Origin of the sequence: Microbacterium ureisolvens (genome assembly GCF_019511645.1) — a bacterium.
In the GTDB taxonomy this organism is placed as follows: domain Bacteria; phylum Actinomycetota; class Actinomycetes; order Actinomycetales; family Microbacteriaceae; genus Microbacterium; species Microbacterium ureisolvens_A.
The window spans coordinates 123,422-137,924 of the sequence record NZ_JAEUAX010000002.1 but is presented as its reverse complement, the minus strand read 5'-3'; the positions used below and the strand labels follow the sequence as shown (position 1 = coordinate 137,924).

The window sequence follows — 14,503 nt, the reverse complement described above, 5'->3', positions numbered from 1 at the left end:
GATCCCCCCCCGAAACCGGTGGTCAGATCCCTTGTCTCCGGGGAGTCCTCGGTCTCGGCGAGGGCGGCGACGATGCGCCGCCGCACGCCCCCTCAGCGGCCGGTGTGGAGCACGCCGTTGCGGCGGTGCGGCAGGCGCTCCAGCGACCGGTCGCGCAGCACGTCGGGCAGCAGCGCCTGGGGGGCGTCCTGGAACACGACCGGCCGGAGGAACCGGCGGATCGCGGTCGCGCCGACCGAGGTGTGCAGCGACGTCGTCGCCGGCCACGGGCCTCCGTGGTGCTGCGACCACGTCACCGCCACGCCCGTCGGCCAGCCGGCGAACAGCACGCGCCCGGCCTTGCGGGTGAGCACCTCGAGCACCGCCGCGACCGCGTCGCCCGGCTCGGAGTGCAGCGTCGCGGTGAGCGAGCCCGGCACCGCCTCGAGCGCGGCGTGCAGCTCCTCGTCCGCGGAGTAGCGCACGAGGAGCGTGACCGGCCCGAAGCATTCCTCGAGCAGCGTCTCGGGACGCGTGGCGACGGCCGCGGCATCCGTCGCCAGCACCACCGGCTGCGCCGACCCCGCCTCGGCGGGAAGGCCCCGGGCGACCACCGACACCGACGGGTCGGCCTCGAGGTGCTCGATCCCCGAGGGGAACGCCGCGGTGATGCGGTCGGTGAGCAGCGGGCCTCCGGCGGCACCGGCGGCGAAGCCGGCGACCAGCTCTTCGAAACCGGAGCCGTCGGGCACGAAGACCACGCCCGGCTTGGTGCAGAACTGCCCCACGCCGAGCGTGTACGAGCCGACGAGTCCCTGCGCGAGCATCTCGCCGCGGGCCGCGACGGCGGCCGGCGTGATGACGACCGGGTTCACCGAGCCGAGCTCGCCGTAGAACGGGATCGGGTCGGGGCGGCTCGAAGCGAGGTCGAACAGGGCGCGCCCGCCCCCGAGCGAGCCGGTGAAGCCCGCGGCCTGGATGGACGGATGCTGCACCAGCGCGTTGCCCGCCTCACGACCTTCGACGAGGGCGAGGGAGCCCTCAGGTGCTCCCGCCTCGGCAAGTGCTGCGGCGACGATCGCGGCGGTGCGCTCCGACAGCCGCGGGTGGCCGGAGTGGGCCTTCACGATGACGGGGTTCCCGGCCGCGAAGGCCGACGCGGTGTCGCCGCCGGCGACCGAGAACGCGAAGGGGAAGTTCGACGCCGAGAAGACCGCGACGGGGCCGACGCCGGTGAGCATGCGGCGCAGCTCTGGACGAGGCGGGGTCGCCGACGCGTCCGCGTCGTCGACGGTGAGCTCGAGGTACGACCCCTCTTCGACGACGCTCGCGAACAGGCGCAGCTGGCCGGTCGTGCGCCCGACCTCGCCGCGCAGGCGCGTCTGGCCCAGGCGGGTCTCCTCGTCGGCGACGGCGACGAGCTCGTCGATGTTCGCGTCGAGCGCGTCGGCCGCCGCGCGCAGCCACGACGCGCGGGTCGCAGCATCCGTCGCCCGCCAGATGGGTGCCGCCGCGGCGGCGGCCCGCGCCAGTGCCTCGAGCTCGGTCGGTGTCGTCGTCGTGCTCATGGGATGGTCCTTTCGTCGCGGCGTCCGCTCGCCTGTCGCACTGTGTCGAACGAGGCGGCCTTTCGTGACAGGTGAGCGGGGAGTGAGGGGAGGAGGAGGAGGAGGGGTCAGGAGAAGCGGAGGCCGAGACCCGCGTGCGGCGCCTCGGTCAGGGCGCCGTCGGCGATGCGCACGGGTGACGGGTCGCGCAGCGCGCCGAGGCCGCCGAAGCCGGCGTCCTCCACGTCCTCCGCCATGGGCTCGGGAACGCCCGGGACGGAGCGCAGGCACAGCGCGAGCTGGCCGGAGAGCTCGGGCAGCAGGTGCGGGTGGACTGCGGCTCCGTAGGCGGCGGCGATGCCCGCGATCCCGAGGAAGGGGGTGATCCCGCCGACACGCACGATGTTCGGCTGCACGATCTGCGCGGCGCCGGTGCGCAGGAAGTCGTCGAACCGGTACACGTTGTGCAGGTTCTCGCCGACCGCGATCGGGATGCCGCTCGACGCGCTCAGCCGCTTCGAGAGCTCGTAGTGGCCGTACAGGTCGTCGGCGCGCAGCGGCTCCTCGATCCAGGCGGGCGCGACCTCGGCGAGCACCTCGAGGCTCCGGGTCGCGCGGTCGAGGTCCCACCGCTGGTTCGCGTCGATCATGAGCGCGCGATCGGAGCCCAGCACCTCGCGAACGGCCCGCATGCGGTCGAGGTCCTCGGCGACGTCGGGCTTGCCGACCTTGACCTTCACCGCGTCGAAGCCGGCGTCGACCCAGCGCCGCACCTGGGCGACGAGCTCGTCGATCGAGTAGTGCAGGTTCACGCCCGACCCATAGGCCCGTACGCTCTCGCGCTGCGGGCCCAGCCACTGCGTCACCGACCGCTCGTCGGCGCGAGCGGCGGCATCCCACAGCGCCAGGTCGAGCCCGGCCATCGCGATGGTCGTGATCCCCCCGCCACCGGCCTCGTGCAGGTGCTGCCAGAGCGCCAGCCAGTCCTCGCCCGGCTCGGCCGACCGCCCGACCGCCCACGCGGCGATGTCGTGTGAGAGGAGTGCGTGGACGGCCTCGGCGCCGATCTGCGGTGTCCACGAGAAGCCCCATCCCTCGGCGCCGTCGGAGCGCACCACATGCGTCGCGGCGATGCCCACCGAGGTCACATCGGCAGCCCACGGCCGGGTCAGGGGCACGCGCACGAGGCGCGCGTCGAACGACGCGACGGTGGTGCGCGGCGACACGGAGGCGGAGGTCACAGCAGCGCTCGCCCCGCCTCGAGGATCTCGGCCAGGCGCGCCTCCTGCCCCGGGGTGGGGTCGACCAGCGGCGCGCGCACCGACCCGACGGGCAGGCCGCCTAGGCGCAGGCCGGCCTTGATGAGCGAGACGCCGAAGCCGGGGGTCTCGTCGCGGAGCTTCACCAGAGGCGAGTAGAAGCCGTCGAGGAGCTCGGCGCGACGATCCTCGTCGCCGTCGACGTACGCGCGGTAGTACGCGTTCGCGACCTCGGGGATCATTGCGAACGCCGCCGACGAGTACAGCCGGATGCCGATGCCGCGATACGCGCCCTGCGTCAGCTCGGCCGTGAGCAGGCCGTTGAAGAACGCGAAGTCCTCGCGCCCCTCCGCGTGGACGGCGCGCACGATCTGCTGGGCGAGGCCGACGTCGCCGGCGCCGTCCTTGAAGCCCACGACCTTCGGGTTGGCGGCGAGGCGGCGCACCGATTCGACCGAGTACTGAGCGGTGCCGCGGTGATAGATGACGACGGGAAGATCGGATGCTGCCGCCACCGCCTCCACGTAGGCGACGAGTCCGGCCTGCGGGCCGCCGACGAGGTACGGCGGCAGTACGAGCAGGGCGTCGGCGCCGGCGTCGGAGGCGGCCCTGGCCAGCGTCGTCGCGTGGCCGAGCGGACCGCCGGTGCCGGCGACGACGGGGACGCGGCCCGCCACGGTCTCGGTCGCGATCTGCACCGCGCGGGCGGCCTCGTCCGTGGACAGGGCGTGGAACTCGCCCGTGCCGCACGCCGGGAACACGCCGCCGGGCGAGTGGTCGAGGGTGGCCGCGAGGTGCTGCCGCAGCAGGTCTTCGTCGACGCGGCCGTCGGCGTCGAAAGGGGTGACGGGAAAGAAGAGGATGCCGTCGAAGTTCACGCCAGCACATCCTTTCGGGCGGGATCGAGGGCAGGGGTCGAGACGCGGCCGCTCGCGGTGCCGGCATCGTACGCGGGTTCGCCGAGCTCGCCGCGCCACGTGTGGGCGGGACGCCAGCCGAGCACGTGCCGGGCCTTCGCGTTCGAGAACGCCGGTGCCGTCCCGGTGAGCCCTGCGGCGAGTTCGTCGGTGCCGGGAACGAACAGCGGGAGGAGCTCGGCGAGCGGCCGGCGGGCGAGTGCGTCATCGGCGCCGACGAAGAACACCTCGGCGTTGGGGATCTCGGGCAGCGCGACGAGCAGTGTGTCGATGAACGTCGCGACATCGCGCGCGTCGACGTAGTTGAAGAGAGCCGGTGCCGACAGCGCAGGGTCGGCGAGGCGATCGCGCACCGTATGACCTTGCTGCGTCGGCGCGCCCTGCCACTCCTCAGGGGCGATCACGTAGCACGGGCGGAAAGCCGCGAAACGGGTGGCGTCGCCGGTCTGGCGGGCCAGCATCGCGATCGTCTGCTCCGCGAGGTGCTTCGACAGCGCGTACGCGTTCCACGGCTTCGGCGTCGTCTCCTCGTCGAGCGGGAAGCGATCGGGCAGCCAGCCCGTCGGCGAGTTGTAGCCGAGCACGGTCGGGCTCGACGCCGTCACGATCTTCGGGATGCCCGCGGCCACGCCCGCCGACATCACGCCCAGCGCCATCGTCGCGTTGGTGCGGAGGATGACGTGCTCCGGCGCGCTGAAGGGCACCGCGATGGCGGCGAGATGGATGAGGGCGTCGGCCCGGGTGCCGGCGATCGCGCGGGTCGCGGCATCCGTCTCGGTCAGGTCCACCGCGATCTGCTCGATGCCGTGCAGTTCGCCCGCGTCGGAGACTGCGCGGTCCAGCGAGACCAGTTCGTGTCCTGCAGCGGCGAGACCGGCGACGAGGCTGCGACCGAGGCGTCCCGCGCCGCCGGTGACGGCGATGCGGCTCATGCGCGGAGGGCGGCGTCGTCGGCCGCGAGGAACCGGATCCCGAGATCCGCGACCTGCACTGGGAGACCGGTCTCGAGGGAGCGGTTGCCGGCGATGCCGACCGCGATCGAGCGCACGCCGTCGCGCCAGTCGGCGGGGCGGGCGAGCGGGTCGTCGCCGGGGCCCTCGAAGACGTCCGCGAGCAGGAGCGCGTCGCCGCCGCCGTGGCCGTCGCTGTTGCCGCCGAGGGGAACTTCGCAGGCCGCCTCCCAGTGGCGCTGCACGATGAGCCGCTCGCCCTCAGGGCGCAGCGACCCGGTGGTGCCGGCGTGGCTCGCGGACGGGTCGAGCACCGGGTGCAGGCCCTCGTCGGCCAGCACGGCGCCGCGCTCGACGACCTCGAGCTCGGCGCGGCCCAGCGTGCCGTTGACGGCGACCCGGTAGCCCTCCCATGGGGAGTGGGCGTTCAGCGAGTACGACAGGGTCGCGCCGGAGGCGTAGTCGACGATCAGGGCGAGGTTGTCCTCGATGGTGATGCCCTCGCCGAACACGTCGCGGTCGCGCAGGTACCCGTCGTGCCGCTCGGCGTCGAGGTACAGCGCCTTCAGGCGCTCGTCGTCGCGCAGGTCGAGCTCGAACGCATCGCCGCCGTCGTGGGTGCCGCGGACGGGGCGCTCGCCGAGGCCGCGGGCGGCGGCGTTGTCGGCGCCGTAGAACCGCAGAGCGCCCGACGCGTACACGCGGCGGGGGACGGAGCGGATCCACCAGTTCACGAGATCGAAGTGGTGGCTGGCCTTGTGCACCAGGAGTCCGCCCGAGTGCTCCTTCTCGCGGTGCCAGCGGCGGAAGTAGTCCGCGCCGTGCTTCGTGTCGAGCACCCACGAGAAGTCGACCGAGGTGATCTCGCCGATCGCGCCGTCCTGGATGACCTGCCGCAGCGCCGAGTTGCGCGGCGAGTAGCGGTAGTTGAAGGTGATGACGACCTCGCGGCCGGTGCGGTCGATGGCGTCCTCGATCGCCACGGCCGAGGGGGCGTCGATGGTGAGCGGCTTCTCGACGACGACGTCGGCGCCCGCGTCCAGCGCCCGCACGATCAGCGGGGCGTGCAGATCGTCGCGCGCGCAGATCACCACGCGGTCGACCCGCTCGTCGCGGACCATCGCCTCCAGGTTGTCGGGCCCGTACACCGCGGGCGCGGCGAACCCGGCCTCGACCACCCGGTCGACGTAGTACTGGGCACGCACCGGGTTCGGCTCGCAGATCGCGACCAGCACGGCGTCGTCGGCGTAGCGCCCGATGATCGCGTCGACGTACATCTGGGCGCGGTGTCCCGCGCCGACGAGGGCATACCGGCGGTGGCTCATCTCACTCCTTCAGGAAACGTTTTCTCAGGCTAGCACGCACCCGTCCACCCGGTGCCGTCCGCGGGGAATCCGACCTGAGGGTGACGGCCATGCACCCGTCAACCCGGTCGGCCGAACGGCGCGCCGGGCCGAGACTGGGCCCATGGCGATGCGAGGAGTGGTGGAGCAGCCGTCCGGCCTGGTGTACGGGGAGGAGCTGCTGTCGGTCGACGAGGAAGCGGCGCTGCTGGAGCGATTCGCCGGGCTCGAGGTGACTCCGCTCGTCATGCGCGGCGTGCCGTCCCGCCGGCTCACGCGCGCGTTCGGCGTCGCCTACGACTTCGAGACGCGCGGCACGGTCGACATCGAGCCGATGCCTGGGTATCTCCATGATCTGCGAATGCGGTCGGCTGCCTTCGGCGGGGTGGATCCCGCGAGCTTCGTCGAAGCTCTGGTGTCGTTCTACCCGCCGGGGGCCACCATCGGCTGGCACAAGGACGTGCTCGCGTTCGGGGGCGTCGTGGTGGGCGTCTCCCTCGGATCGGCGTGCATCATGCGCTTCCAGCGCACCGCGGCGGGCGGCGAGCGCCGAGTCTTCGAGCAGCCGCTGGCCGCCCGCTCCGCATATGCGCTCACCGGTGCGGCGCGATGGACCTGGCAGCACTCCATCCCGGCCGTCGCCGAGGAGCGGTGGTCGGTGACCTTCCGGCAGATGGGCCGAGTGCGCGCCTGAGCCCGTGTCTCTTCGGAGCCGTCAGCCGTCCTCCCGCTCGGGGTTGTCGAGCCGGAAGAAGTTGGACTGCGCGCCGTCGGACCGGGTCTGCTGGTAGATGAAGTTCAGGCGTCGCGCGTCGAACGTCTCGAACCACTCCTCCCAGCTGACCTCGCGCAGGCGCTCCGTCTTCTCGCCGAAGTCGAACCGCAGCACACCGAGGTGATCACCGTGCTCGGTGCCGTCGACGGTCGCGGGGCGCCCGCCGCGCTCTTCGGCCCATTGGCGGATCACCTCGTGGTGAGTGGTCGCGAGGCTGCGGCCGTCGCGCTCCGGCTCGTCGTCCGGCGACGTGACCTCCTGGGAGTAGTCCAGCGACCGGGACGCCTCGGGCCCCTGCCGCACCCGCCCGTCGTCGGGGCCGGCCCCGAGGTCGTCGGCGCCTTCGCCCCCTCCCTCGTCGAGGCCCTTCCGTCGCTCCCGCTCGGAGATCGCCTCGACCAGTTCTTCCTTGTTGAGATCCGCCGCACCGGGAACGCCGGCGTCCCTCGCCTTCGCACGAAGCTCGTCGACCTTCATCTCGCGGAGCTCCGACTCCTTGAGATCCGGCGTGTCGGGTGTCTGGTTTCCGGGCTGCTCAGCCATGTCGGCCTCCTCGTGTCGTCCGGACGCCAGTGTCCGACCCGATTCCTCGCGCAGGCGAAGGGGTTGAAGGCCGCGGTCCGACACGCTAGCCGCCGGAGTGCCAGGCGACCTCAGTGGCCGGGGACCGCAGCTCAGGTCCGGGCGCGCCCCGTCGTTCCGCGGATCGTCAGCTCGGGAAGGACGGTCAACGGATGCCCCGGCTCGGCGCCCTCGAGCAGCTCGCGCATGCGCGCCCAGGCCTGGGCTCCGAGCTCCGTCGCCGGCACGGCCGCCGTCGTCAGCGGGGGAGTCGTGTACCGCGCGAACGGGATGTCGTCGAACCCCACGATCGAGAGGTCGTCGGGAACGCGGCATCCGTCCGCCTGCACGGCGCTCAGAAGGCCCATCGCCACGAGGTCGTTGAAGGCGACCGCGGCCGTCGCTCCCGACGCCCGCACGGCGGTGCCCGCCGCGGCGCCCGCTTCGAAGTCGACGCCGCACGGGATCTCGGCGACCTCGGTGTCGGGGTGCTCGGCGACGAACGCGGCGATCGCGTCGAGGCGTGCCGTATTGGCGACGCTGCCCGGCGCGCCGGCGAGGAAGACGATCCGCCGGTGACCCAGCTCGTGGAGGTGGGCGAGTTCGGTGCTGAGCGCGGTGCGGTAGTCCGCGCCCACGGAAGGCACCTCGCCCGACGTGCGGTTGATGAGCACGACCGGCCGGAGTCCGCCGACGAGCCGGTCCAGCTCGTCCTGCGGCAGGCGCGGGGCGCAGAGAATGACGCCGTCGGTGCGGCGACGAGTCGTTCCCGCGAGTACGCGCTCCTCCTCGACCGACTCGGCGGAGTCGGCCACGAGCACGTGGTAGTCGTCGGCCGCGGCCGCGTGGCTGAGCCCGCGCAGAATCGCCTGGAACGTGGGGTTGCCGAGGTCGGGGACGATGACAGCGACCGTCTGCGTGCGCCCGAGCACGAGGCTGCGCGCGACGGGGCTCGCGGTGTAGTCGAGGGCATCGGCGGCCGCCTTCACACGCTCGGCGAGCGCCGGATCCACCGTGGGGTTGCCGTTGAGTGCACGCGACACGGTCGACAGCGACACCCCCGCCCGGGCGGCGACGTCGGCGATGGTGACGCGTGTCGAGCGGTCGGCGCGGGGCGGTCGAGGCATCCGTGTGTCTCCCTGGGTCTCGGCGCGCTCAGCCTACCCGGAAGCGTTTCCTCACCGGCGCTCACGCCCGACCGGCAGCGCCGCGCGCTCGTCAGGTGCGCGGCGGCGTGCTGCCGCGCACGACGACCTCGAGCGGGAGCTGCGTCTCGGCATCGTTCCATTCCGGATCGGTGGCGGCGTGCAGGGCGCGGTAGCCGAGATCTTCGAGAGGAACGCGCACCGTCGTCAGGCCGGGACGGATGTCGCGACCCGTGGCGATGTCGTCGAAGCCGGCGACGGCGATGTCGTCGCCGACCTGGCGCCCGGCGTCGCGCACCGCCGACATGATGCCGATCGCGACGACGTCGCTGATGCCGAAGATCAGGGTGCCGGCGGGTACGTCGCCCTCGAGCAGCTCGGACGCGGCCGCATAGCCGGCGTCGCGGGTGAAGCCGGCGCGACGGACTTCTCGCACGGTGCCGCCGGCCGCGCTGAAGCCGGCGGTGAAGCCGTCGACGCGGTCGTCGGAGGTGCGGATGCCCTCGGCAGCCGCCACCACGATCGCCTCGCGATAGCCGAGGCCCGCGAGCTCGGTGCCGAGTGCCGTCGCGCCGCCCTGGTTGTCGACCGCCACCGAGCGGGCGTTGCCCCCGCCGGGACCGACGACCACGACGCGGCCGCCCATCTGCGAGAACGCGTCGAGCTCGCCCTGCAGGCCCACGGCGTCCGGTCCTTCGACGCGCGAGGCCGCCAGGATGAGGCCGCGGGGCCGTTGTCCGCGCAGGGCGCGCACCAGTTTGACCTCGCGCTGCGGATCGCGCTCCGTGATCGCGATCGTGACGACGAGGCCGGCCTCGTCGGCGCCGCGCGCGACGCCGGAGGCGAGCTGGCCGAAATACGGGTCGGCGATATCGGCGACCAGGAGCGCGACGATGGCGGCGGTGCCTCGCGCGGTGGCCTGGGCGGAGAGATTGGCCGTGTAGCCGAGCTTCTCGGCTGCGGTCTCGACACGCTCGCGGTAGCTCTCGGCCACCTTCCGCGTCGAGCCGTTGAGCACCCGCGACGCTGTCGCGAGCGAGACCCCGGCCTCGCGCGCGACATCGTGAAGGGTGGCGGCGCCTCGGGTAGGCGCGATCATGTCGCTCACAGGCCAGAGTCTAGAGCCTCTGTCCGGTTACGGCGATAGATTGGGAAGCGGTTTCCCTCAACTTTTCCCCAGTTCAATCCCGCATCGACGACGAAGCGCCCGCGGGGGCCAAGAACCCCGCGGGCGCTCCGAGACGGACGCGCCGTCAGCTGGCGACGCGGGCGCGCAGGTGCGGCGAGACGGATGCCGCGAACCCGGCGGCCGTGCGCTGCACCGCGACGAGCGGGTCGGTGGCCCAGATCTCCTCGTTGAAGATCTCGACCTCGATGTCGCGGTCGTAGCCGGTCGCCTCGACGGCCCGGGTCAGCGACGCGAAGTCGATGATGCCGTCGCCCGGGTAGTGGCGGCTGAGCAGCACGTCGGCGGGCAGAGGCGTCTTCCAGTCGCACACCTGGTACGTCGCGATGCGGCCCTCACGGCCCGCGCGCTCGATCGACGGCAGCACCTCCGGGTCCCACCAGATGTGGAACGTGTCGACGGTGGCGCCCACGACGGCCGGGTCGAAGTCGGCGGCGATATCGAGCGCCTGGCCGAGCGTCGAGACGACGCAGCGATCCGACGCGTACATCGGATGCAGCGGCTCAATGGCCAGCGTCACGCCCGCGGCCGCAGCATCCGGTGCCAGCTCTCCGATGGCGTCGCGTACCCGCTCGCGCGCGCCGACCAGGTCGCGGGAGCCCTCGGGCAGCCCGCCGGCGACGAGGACGAGGATCGCGGTCGACCCCTCGGCGCCCGCGGCGGCCAGCGTCGCGGCCTCTTCGATCGCGACGCGGTTGTCGTCGATCGATGCGCGGCGCGCCGGACCCTCGGGCATCGTGAAGAAGCCCGAGCGGCAGTGCGTGGTGAAGCGCAGCCCCGAGTCGGTGAGCATCGAGGCAGCAGCCCTGAGGCCGACCTCCTGCACCGGCTCCCGCCACAGGCCGATCGCCTGCACGCCCGCCTCTGCGGTCACGCGAAGCGCGGTGGCGAGGTCGGCGTACTTGATGGTCGCCTGGTTGATCGACAGGCGCGGATCCGCGCTCACGCGCTCAGGCGCACTCATGCGATCACTCCGGGAACATCGATGCCGTTGTGGCGCAGCATCCCGTGCCAGCGGATGGCCGCGAGCTCGGGACGCTCGAAGGCGAGCGACGCGTTCGCGAGTTCGACGATGCGCGACAGGTGCGGAAGGCTTCGCGCCGAGTGCAGCCCGCCGACCATCTGGAACGCCGGCTGGTGGCCGTTGAGCCACGACAGGAAGGCGACGCCGGTCTTGTAGTAGAACGTCGGCGCGGCGAACACCTGGCGGCTGAGCTCCTCGGTGGGCCCGAGGATCTCGAGATACCGGGCGGGGTCGCCGGCGTCGAGCGCCTGGATCGCCGCGGACGCCACCGGCGTGATCGCCGCGAAGGCGCCCAGCAGCGCATCGGAGTGCTGACGCGGGCTGTCGGGGTTGCGCGCCGGCTGGGCCGCCTCGGGCACGTCCTGCCCGCCGATGAGGCCGACGTAGTTGAAGTCGTCGCCGGTGAACATGCGCACGCCCTCGGGCAGGCGCTCGCGCACCGACACCTCGGACGCCGCGTCGAGCAGGCTCATCTTGACGCCCGCGATCTTGTCGACGTTCTCCTCGATGATCTCCAGGAGCACCGCCGACGCCTCGCGCCAGTCGGGCGAGCCGAAGTAGCCCTCCAGCACGGGGTCGAACGCCGTGCCGAGCCAGTGGAGCACCACGGGCACGGTCGCCGACTGCAGCACCTCGCGGTACACGCGGCGGTAGTCGTCGGCCGACTCCGCGACGCGCGCGAGGTGGCGCGACGCCATGAGCACCGGGCCTGCGCCCTGCTCCTCGGTGAAGTGGAGCTGCTCCTTATAGGCGTCGATGACCTCCTGCAGCGAGATGCGCTCGGCCTCGACGTGGTCGGTGTTGACGCCGACGACGACCGAGCCGCCCTCCTCGCGCGCGACTTCGGCCGAGCGCGCGATGAGGTCGCGCGTCGCCGCGGCGTCGAGGCCCATGTTGCGCTGGGCCGTGTCCATGGCGTCGGCGACGCCCAGCCCCCACGAGTACACGGCGCGGCGGAAGTCCAGGGTCGCGTCCCAGTCGACCTCGGCGGGCTGACCCGGGGTGTTGTCTGCCCAGGTCTTCGGCACGACGTGCGCGGCGGCGTACGCCACGCGGCTCCGGAGGACATCCTCGGGCCTGGTGTAGCCCGGGGACTCGTTCAGCTCGACGGCGGAGAGAGCCCCGGCGTCGGAGAGGAGAGTGAGCTTCGTCATAAAGGTCAGTCCAGCGACAGCGTGGGCAGCTCGACCTTGCGGCCTTCGCGGCTCGACTGCAGGCCCGCCTCGGCCAGCAGCACGCCGCGCGCCCCCGACAGCAGGTCGAACTCGTAGTCGGTGCCGAGGGCGTACGAGACGAGGAACTCCTCCCACTGCTGGCGGAAGCCGTTCTGGAACACGTCGTTGGTCGGAACCTCGGCCCAGTCGGCGTCGTAGTCGTGGTCGTCGGCGAGGTCCGGGTTCCAGACCGGCTTCGGGGTGGCGTTGCGGTGCTGGATCTTCGCGCCGAAGAGGCCCACGACGGCCGAGCCGTGCGTCCCGTCGACGTGGAACTCGACGAGCTCGTCGCGGTTCACGCGCACCGTCCACGACGAGTTGATCTGCGCGACGATGTCGCCCTCGAGCTCGAAGATGCCGTACGCGGCGTCCTCGGCGGTGGCGGTGTAGTGCTCGCCCTTCTCGTCCCAGCGGTCGGAGATGTGCACGGCGGCCTGCGCGTAGACGGTCTTGACCTCGCCGAACAGGTTCTCGAGCACGTAGTTCCAGTGCGGGAACATGTCGACGATGATGCCGCCGCCGTCCTCGGCGCGGTAGTTCCACGACGGGCGCTGGGCCGGCTGCCAGTCGCCCTCGAAGACCCAGTAGCCGAACTCGCCGCGCACCGACAGGATGCGCCCGAAGAAGCCGGAGTCGATGAGGCGCTTGAGCTTCTGCAGGCCCGGCAGATAGAGCTTGTCGTGCACGACACCCGTCTTGACGCCGGCCTCCTGCGCGAGCCTCGCGAGCTCGAGGGCCTCCTCGACCGTCTCCGCCGTGGGCTTCTCGGTGTAGATCGTCTTGCCGGCGGCGATCGCCTTGCGCAGCGCCGAGGCGCGCGCCTTGGTGACGAGGAAGTCGGCGTAGATCTCCCAGCGCGGGTCGGCGAGGGCGGCGTCGAGGTCGGTCGTGTAGTCCTCGATGCCGTGCCTGGCGGCGAGCTCGGCGAGCTTGGCCTCACTGCGGCCGACGAGGAGCGGCTTCACGGTGACCTTGGTGCCGTCGGGCAGCTCGATGCCGCCCTGGTCGCGGATCGCGAGGATCGAGCGCACCAGGTGCTGCCGGTAGCCCATCCGGCCCGAGACGCCGTTCATGATGATGCCGATCTCACGCACGGTGGGACGCCCGGACGCCTCGGCCGGGGCCGGGGCGAGAGTCGTGTCGGTCATGGGGTCCTGCTTTCTGCTCTGAAGGCTGTGGGTACCCGGCTCCGGCATCGGGGACCGAAGAACCGCGGGTAAACGCTTTCCAATAGTGTGCCATGCGATCGAGCCATGCGCAAGCGCTTTCCCGTCTGAGCTCCCGTCACGCCCGCAGGAGGACGCACCCGTGCGGCTCGAGGGAGATCCGCACGACAGAGCTGCCGGGGGCGACGCTGCGGGCGGCATCCGACTGTTCGTTCACGGCGTGGACGGGAACGGATGCCGCGACCCACACGTCCATGACGGCGGCCGGTGCGGGACCGAGCCCGAGGGAGCGGGTGTCGAAAGGCACCTCGCGGGCGTGGTCGGCGGTGTTGAAGACGGCGGCCCAGCGGGTGTCGCCGCGTTCGGCGGCCCAGATGACGAGGTCGCGTTCCCGCAGCAGCTCGCGGTTGCCGGTGGAGTCGCGGAGGATCTCGAGCACCTCGTCGTTGGTGAACAGCGCGATCGTCTCGGGCGCGCTCGTCGGCAGGTCGCCGCCGATCATCAGGGGCGATCGGGCCATGACCCACAGGGTCACGAGCGTGCGGCGTTCGGCGAGGGTGAGCGCCCCCTCACGGGGCTCGCCGCGCTCGGCGCGGATGCCGATGCGGCCCAGCGGCAGCATGTCGGCATCGGGCCAGCCGTCGGGGCCGGCCAGCGGCGCCCACCGCGCCAGGCGCGCGAAGTTCGCCTCGACGTCGTCCCACCGGTCCCACAGGTCGTCGCAGATCCGCCACATCGTGGCGTGCGCGCGAAGATGCTCCAGGTGCGCGGCCGACAGGTCGCGGCCGGGCGACAGCGACAGTGCGATCTGTCGCTGGGCCGCCTCGATCGCGGCCGCGAGGGCTTCGATCTCGGCGGCCTGGTAGGGCCACAGCATGTCGTCGGCCTTGATGAAGTCGACCCCCCACCGCGCGTACTGCTCCGCGATCGAGCGGTAGTACGCGGCCGCGCCGGGCGCGCGGTGGTCGAGCCCGACGTAGTGCGGGTTCCACTCGCACGCGTTGGCCGGGTCGGCGATGCCGGCCGCGGTCGCCACCGCACCCCGCACCGGCAGGTCGCGATCGACTGCGATCCTCGGGATGCCGCGCATGATGTGGATGCCGAACTTCAGGCCCAGCACGTGGATATGCTCAGCGAGCGGCCCGAACCCGGCACCGCCGGCGGCCGAGGGGAAGCGCACCGGATCCGGCTGCACACGCCCGTACTCGTCGAGCACCAGCGGCGCGGACTCGTTGTAGCCGTGCGCGCGAGCGGTGGGATCGGCCCAGTCGATGTCGACCACGATCGTGTCCCAGCCGTGGCGGAGCAGGTGCGCGGCCATGAACTCCGCATTGGCGAGCACCTCGGCCTCGGTCACCGTGGTCCCGTAGCAGTCCCAGCTGTTCCAGCCCATCGGCGGGGTGGGGGTCTTGTGCAGCGTCATCGCTGTCCCATCTT

The 14,503-nt window shown here is 72.3% G+C and carries 13 protein-coding genes; 1 reads left to right on the top strand and 12 read right to left on the bottom strand.

The genetic code is table 11. The features are described from left to right. Window positions 1-92 precede the first annotated feature (92 nt). The 5 genes from JNB61_RS04815 to JNB61_RS04795 all read right to left on the bottom strand — a co-directional run bounded on the left by JNB61_RS04815 (window position 93) and on the right by JNB61_RS04795 (window position 5,977). Window positions 93-1,547: an aldehyde dehydrogenase (NADP(+)) gene (locus JNB61_RS04815; RefSeq protein ID WP_220338894.1), complete on the bottom strand. Its 1,455-nt coding sequence runs from the start codon at window positions 1,545-1,547 to the stop codon at window positions 93-95. A gap of 107 nt (window positions 1,548-1,654) precedes the next feature. Continuing rightward, window positions 1,655-2,767 (bottom strand): mandelate racemase/muconate lactonizing enzyme family protein, encoded by a 1,113-nt coding sequence (locus JNB61_RS04810; protein ID WP_308291205.1) that lies wholly within the window; start codon window positions 2,765-2,767, stop codon window positions 1,655-1,657. Then, the gene (locus tag JNB61_RS04805) at window positions 2,764-3,663 is read right to left on the bottom strand and encodes a 5-dehydro-4-deoxyglucarate dehydratase (RefSeq protein WP_220338893.1); all 900 of its coding nucleotides are present in this window, start codon (window positions 3,661-3,663) and stop codon (window positions 2,764-2,766) included. The genes JNB61_RS04810 and JNB61_RS04805 overlap by 4 nt, the downstream gene beginning before the upstream one ends. Next, window positions 3,660-4,634, bottom strand: coding sequence for an NAD-dependent epimerase/dehydratase family protein (locus JNB61_RS04800; RefSeq protein WP_220338892.1), 975 nt, complete (start codon window positions 4,632-4,634; stop codon window positions 3,660-3,662). The genes JNB61_RS04805 and JNB61_RS04800 overlap by 4 nt, the downstream gene beginning before the upstream one ends. Continuing rightward, window positions 4,631-5,977, bottom strand: a complete 1,347-nt coding sequence (locus JNB61_RS04795; RefSeq protein WP_220338891.1) for a Gfo/Idh/MocA family protein — start codon at window positions 5,975-5,977, stop codon at window positions 4,631-4,633. The genes JNB61_RS04800 and JNB61_RS04795 overlap by 4 nt, the downstream gene beginning before the upstream one ends. A gap of 142 nt (window positions 5,978-6,119) precedes the next feature. Between JNB61_RS04795 and JNB61_RS04790 the strand changes: the two genes are divergently transcribed. Continuing rightward, window positions 6,120-6,689 carry an alpha-ketoglutarate-dependent dioxygenase AlkB gene (locus tag JNB61_RS04790; protein WP_220338890.1) on the top strand — a complete coding sequence of 190 codons (570 nt, stop codon included), beginning with the start codon at window positions 6,120-6,122 and terminating at the stop codon, window positions 6,687-6,689. Window positions 6,690-6,710: 21 nt separating this feature from the next. Here JNB61_RS04790 and JNB61_RS04785 read toward each other — a convergent pair whose 3' ends face one another. The 7 genes from JNB61_RS04785 to JNB61_RS04755 form a co-directional block, all read right to left on the bottom strand. Next, window positions 6,711-7,313, bottom strand: a complete 603-nt coding sequence (locus tag JNB61_RS04785) for a Rho termination factor N-terminal domain-containing protein (RefSeq protein ID WP_220338889.1) — start codon at window positions 7,311-7,313, stop codon at window positions 6,711-6,713. A gap of 131 nt (window positions 7,314-7,444) precedes the next feature. Then, window positions 7,445-8,458, bottom strand: coding sequence for a LacI family DNA-binding transcriptional regulator (locus tag JNB61_RS04780; RefSeq protein WP_220338888.1), 1,014 nt, complete (start codon window positions 8,456-8,458; stop codon window positions 7,445-7,447). Window positions 8,459-8,549: 91 nt separating this feature from the next. Continuing rightward, window positions 8,550-9,575 (bottom strand): LacI family DNA-binding transcriptional regulator, encoded by a 1,026-nt coding sequence (locus JNB61_RS04775; protein WP_222855163.1) that lies wholly within the window; start codon window positions 9,573-9,575, stop codon window positions 8,550-8,552. Between the two features lie 154 nt (window positions 9,576-9,729). Next, window positions 9,730-10,626 (bottom strand): sugar phosphate isomerase/epimerase family protein, encoded by an 897-nt coding sequence (locus JNB61_RS04770; protein ID WP_220338887.1) that lies wholly within the window; start codon window positions 10,624-10,626, stop codon window positions 9,730-9,732. Continuing rightward, a complete protein-coding gene (locus JNB61_RS04765) occupies window positions 10,623-11,840 on the bottom strand; it encodes a dihydrodipicolinate synthase family protein (RefSeq protein ID WP_220338886.1) in 1,218 nt (405 codons plus the stop codon). Before JNB61_RS04765 ends, JNB61_RS04770 begins: the two co-directional genes overlap by 4 nt. Before the next feature lie 5 nt (window positions 11,841-11,845). Continuing rightward, window positions 11,846-13,048 carry a Gfo/Idh/MocA family protein gene (locus tag JNB61_RS04760; RefSeq protein WP_220288578.1) on the bottom strand — a complete coding sequence of 401 codons (1,203 nt, stop codon included), beginning with the start codon at window positions 13,046-13,048 and terminating at the stop codon, window positions 11,846-11,848. A gap of 136 nt (window positions 13,049-13,184) precedes the next feature. Beyond that, a complete protein-coding gene (locus JNB61_RS04755) occupies window positions 13,185-14,489 on the bottom strand; it encodes an alpha-galactosidase (protein WP_223214633.1) in 1,305 nt (434 codons plus the stop codon). Between the last annotated feature and the right edge of the window lie 14 nt (window positions 14,490-14,503).

Bases quoted from the DNA above. Each gene is read 5' to 3' on its own strand.
- JNB61_RS04815 (WP_220338894.1), bottom strand. From the start codon at position 1,547: ATGAGCACGACGACGACACCGACCGAGCTCGAGGCACTGGCGCGGGCC.
- JNB61_RS04800 (WP_220338892.1), bottom strand. From the start codon at position 4,634: ATGAGCCGCATCGCCGTCACCGGCGGCGCGGGACGCCTCGGTCGCAGC.
- JNB61_RS04795 (WP_220338891.1), bottom strand. From the start codon at position 5,977: ATGAGCCACCGCCGGTATGCCCTCGTCGGCGCGGGACACCGCGCCCAG.
- JNB61_RS04790 (WP_220338890.1), top strand. From the start codon at position 6,120: ATGGCGATGCGAGGAGTGGTGGAGCAGCCGTCCGGCCTGGTGTACGGG.
- JNB61_RS04785 (WP_220338889.1), bottom strand. From the start codon at position 7,313: ATGGCTGAGCAGCCCGGAAACCAGACACCCGACACGCCGGATCTCAAG.
- JNB61_RS04780 (WP_220338888.1), bottom strand. From the start codon at position 8,458: ATGCCTCGACCGCCCCGCGCCGACCGCTCGACACGCGTCACCATCGCC.
- JNB61_RS04775 (WP_222855163.1), bottom strand. From the start codon at position 9,575: ATGATCGCGCCTACCCGAGGCGCCGCCACCCTTCACGATGTCGCGCGC.
- JNB61_RS04770 (WP_220338887.1), bottom strand. From the start codon at position 10,626: ATGAGTGCGCCTGAGCGCGTGAGCGCGGATCCGCGCCTGTCGATCAAC.
- JNB61_RS04765 (WP_220338886.1), bottom strand. From the start codon at position 11,840: ATGACGAAGCTCACTCTCCTCTCCGACGCCGGGGCTCTCTCCGCCGTC.
- JNB61_RS04760 (WP_220288578.1), bottom strand. From the start codon at position 13,048: ATGACCGACACGACTCTCGCCCCGGCCCCGGCCGAGGCGTCCGGGCGT.
- JNB61_RS04755 (WP_223214633.1), bottom strand. From the start codon at position 14,489: ATGACGCTGCACAAGACCCCCACCCCGCCGATGGGCTGGAACAGCTGG.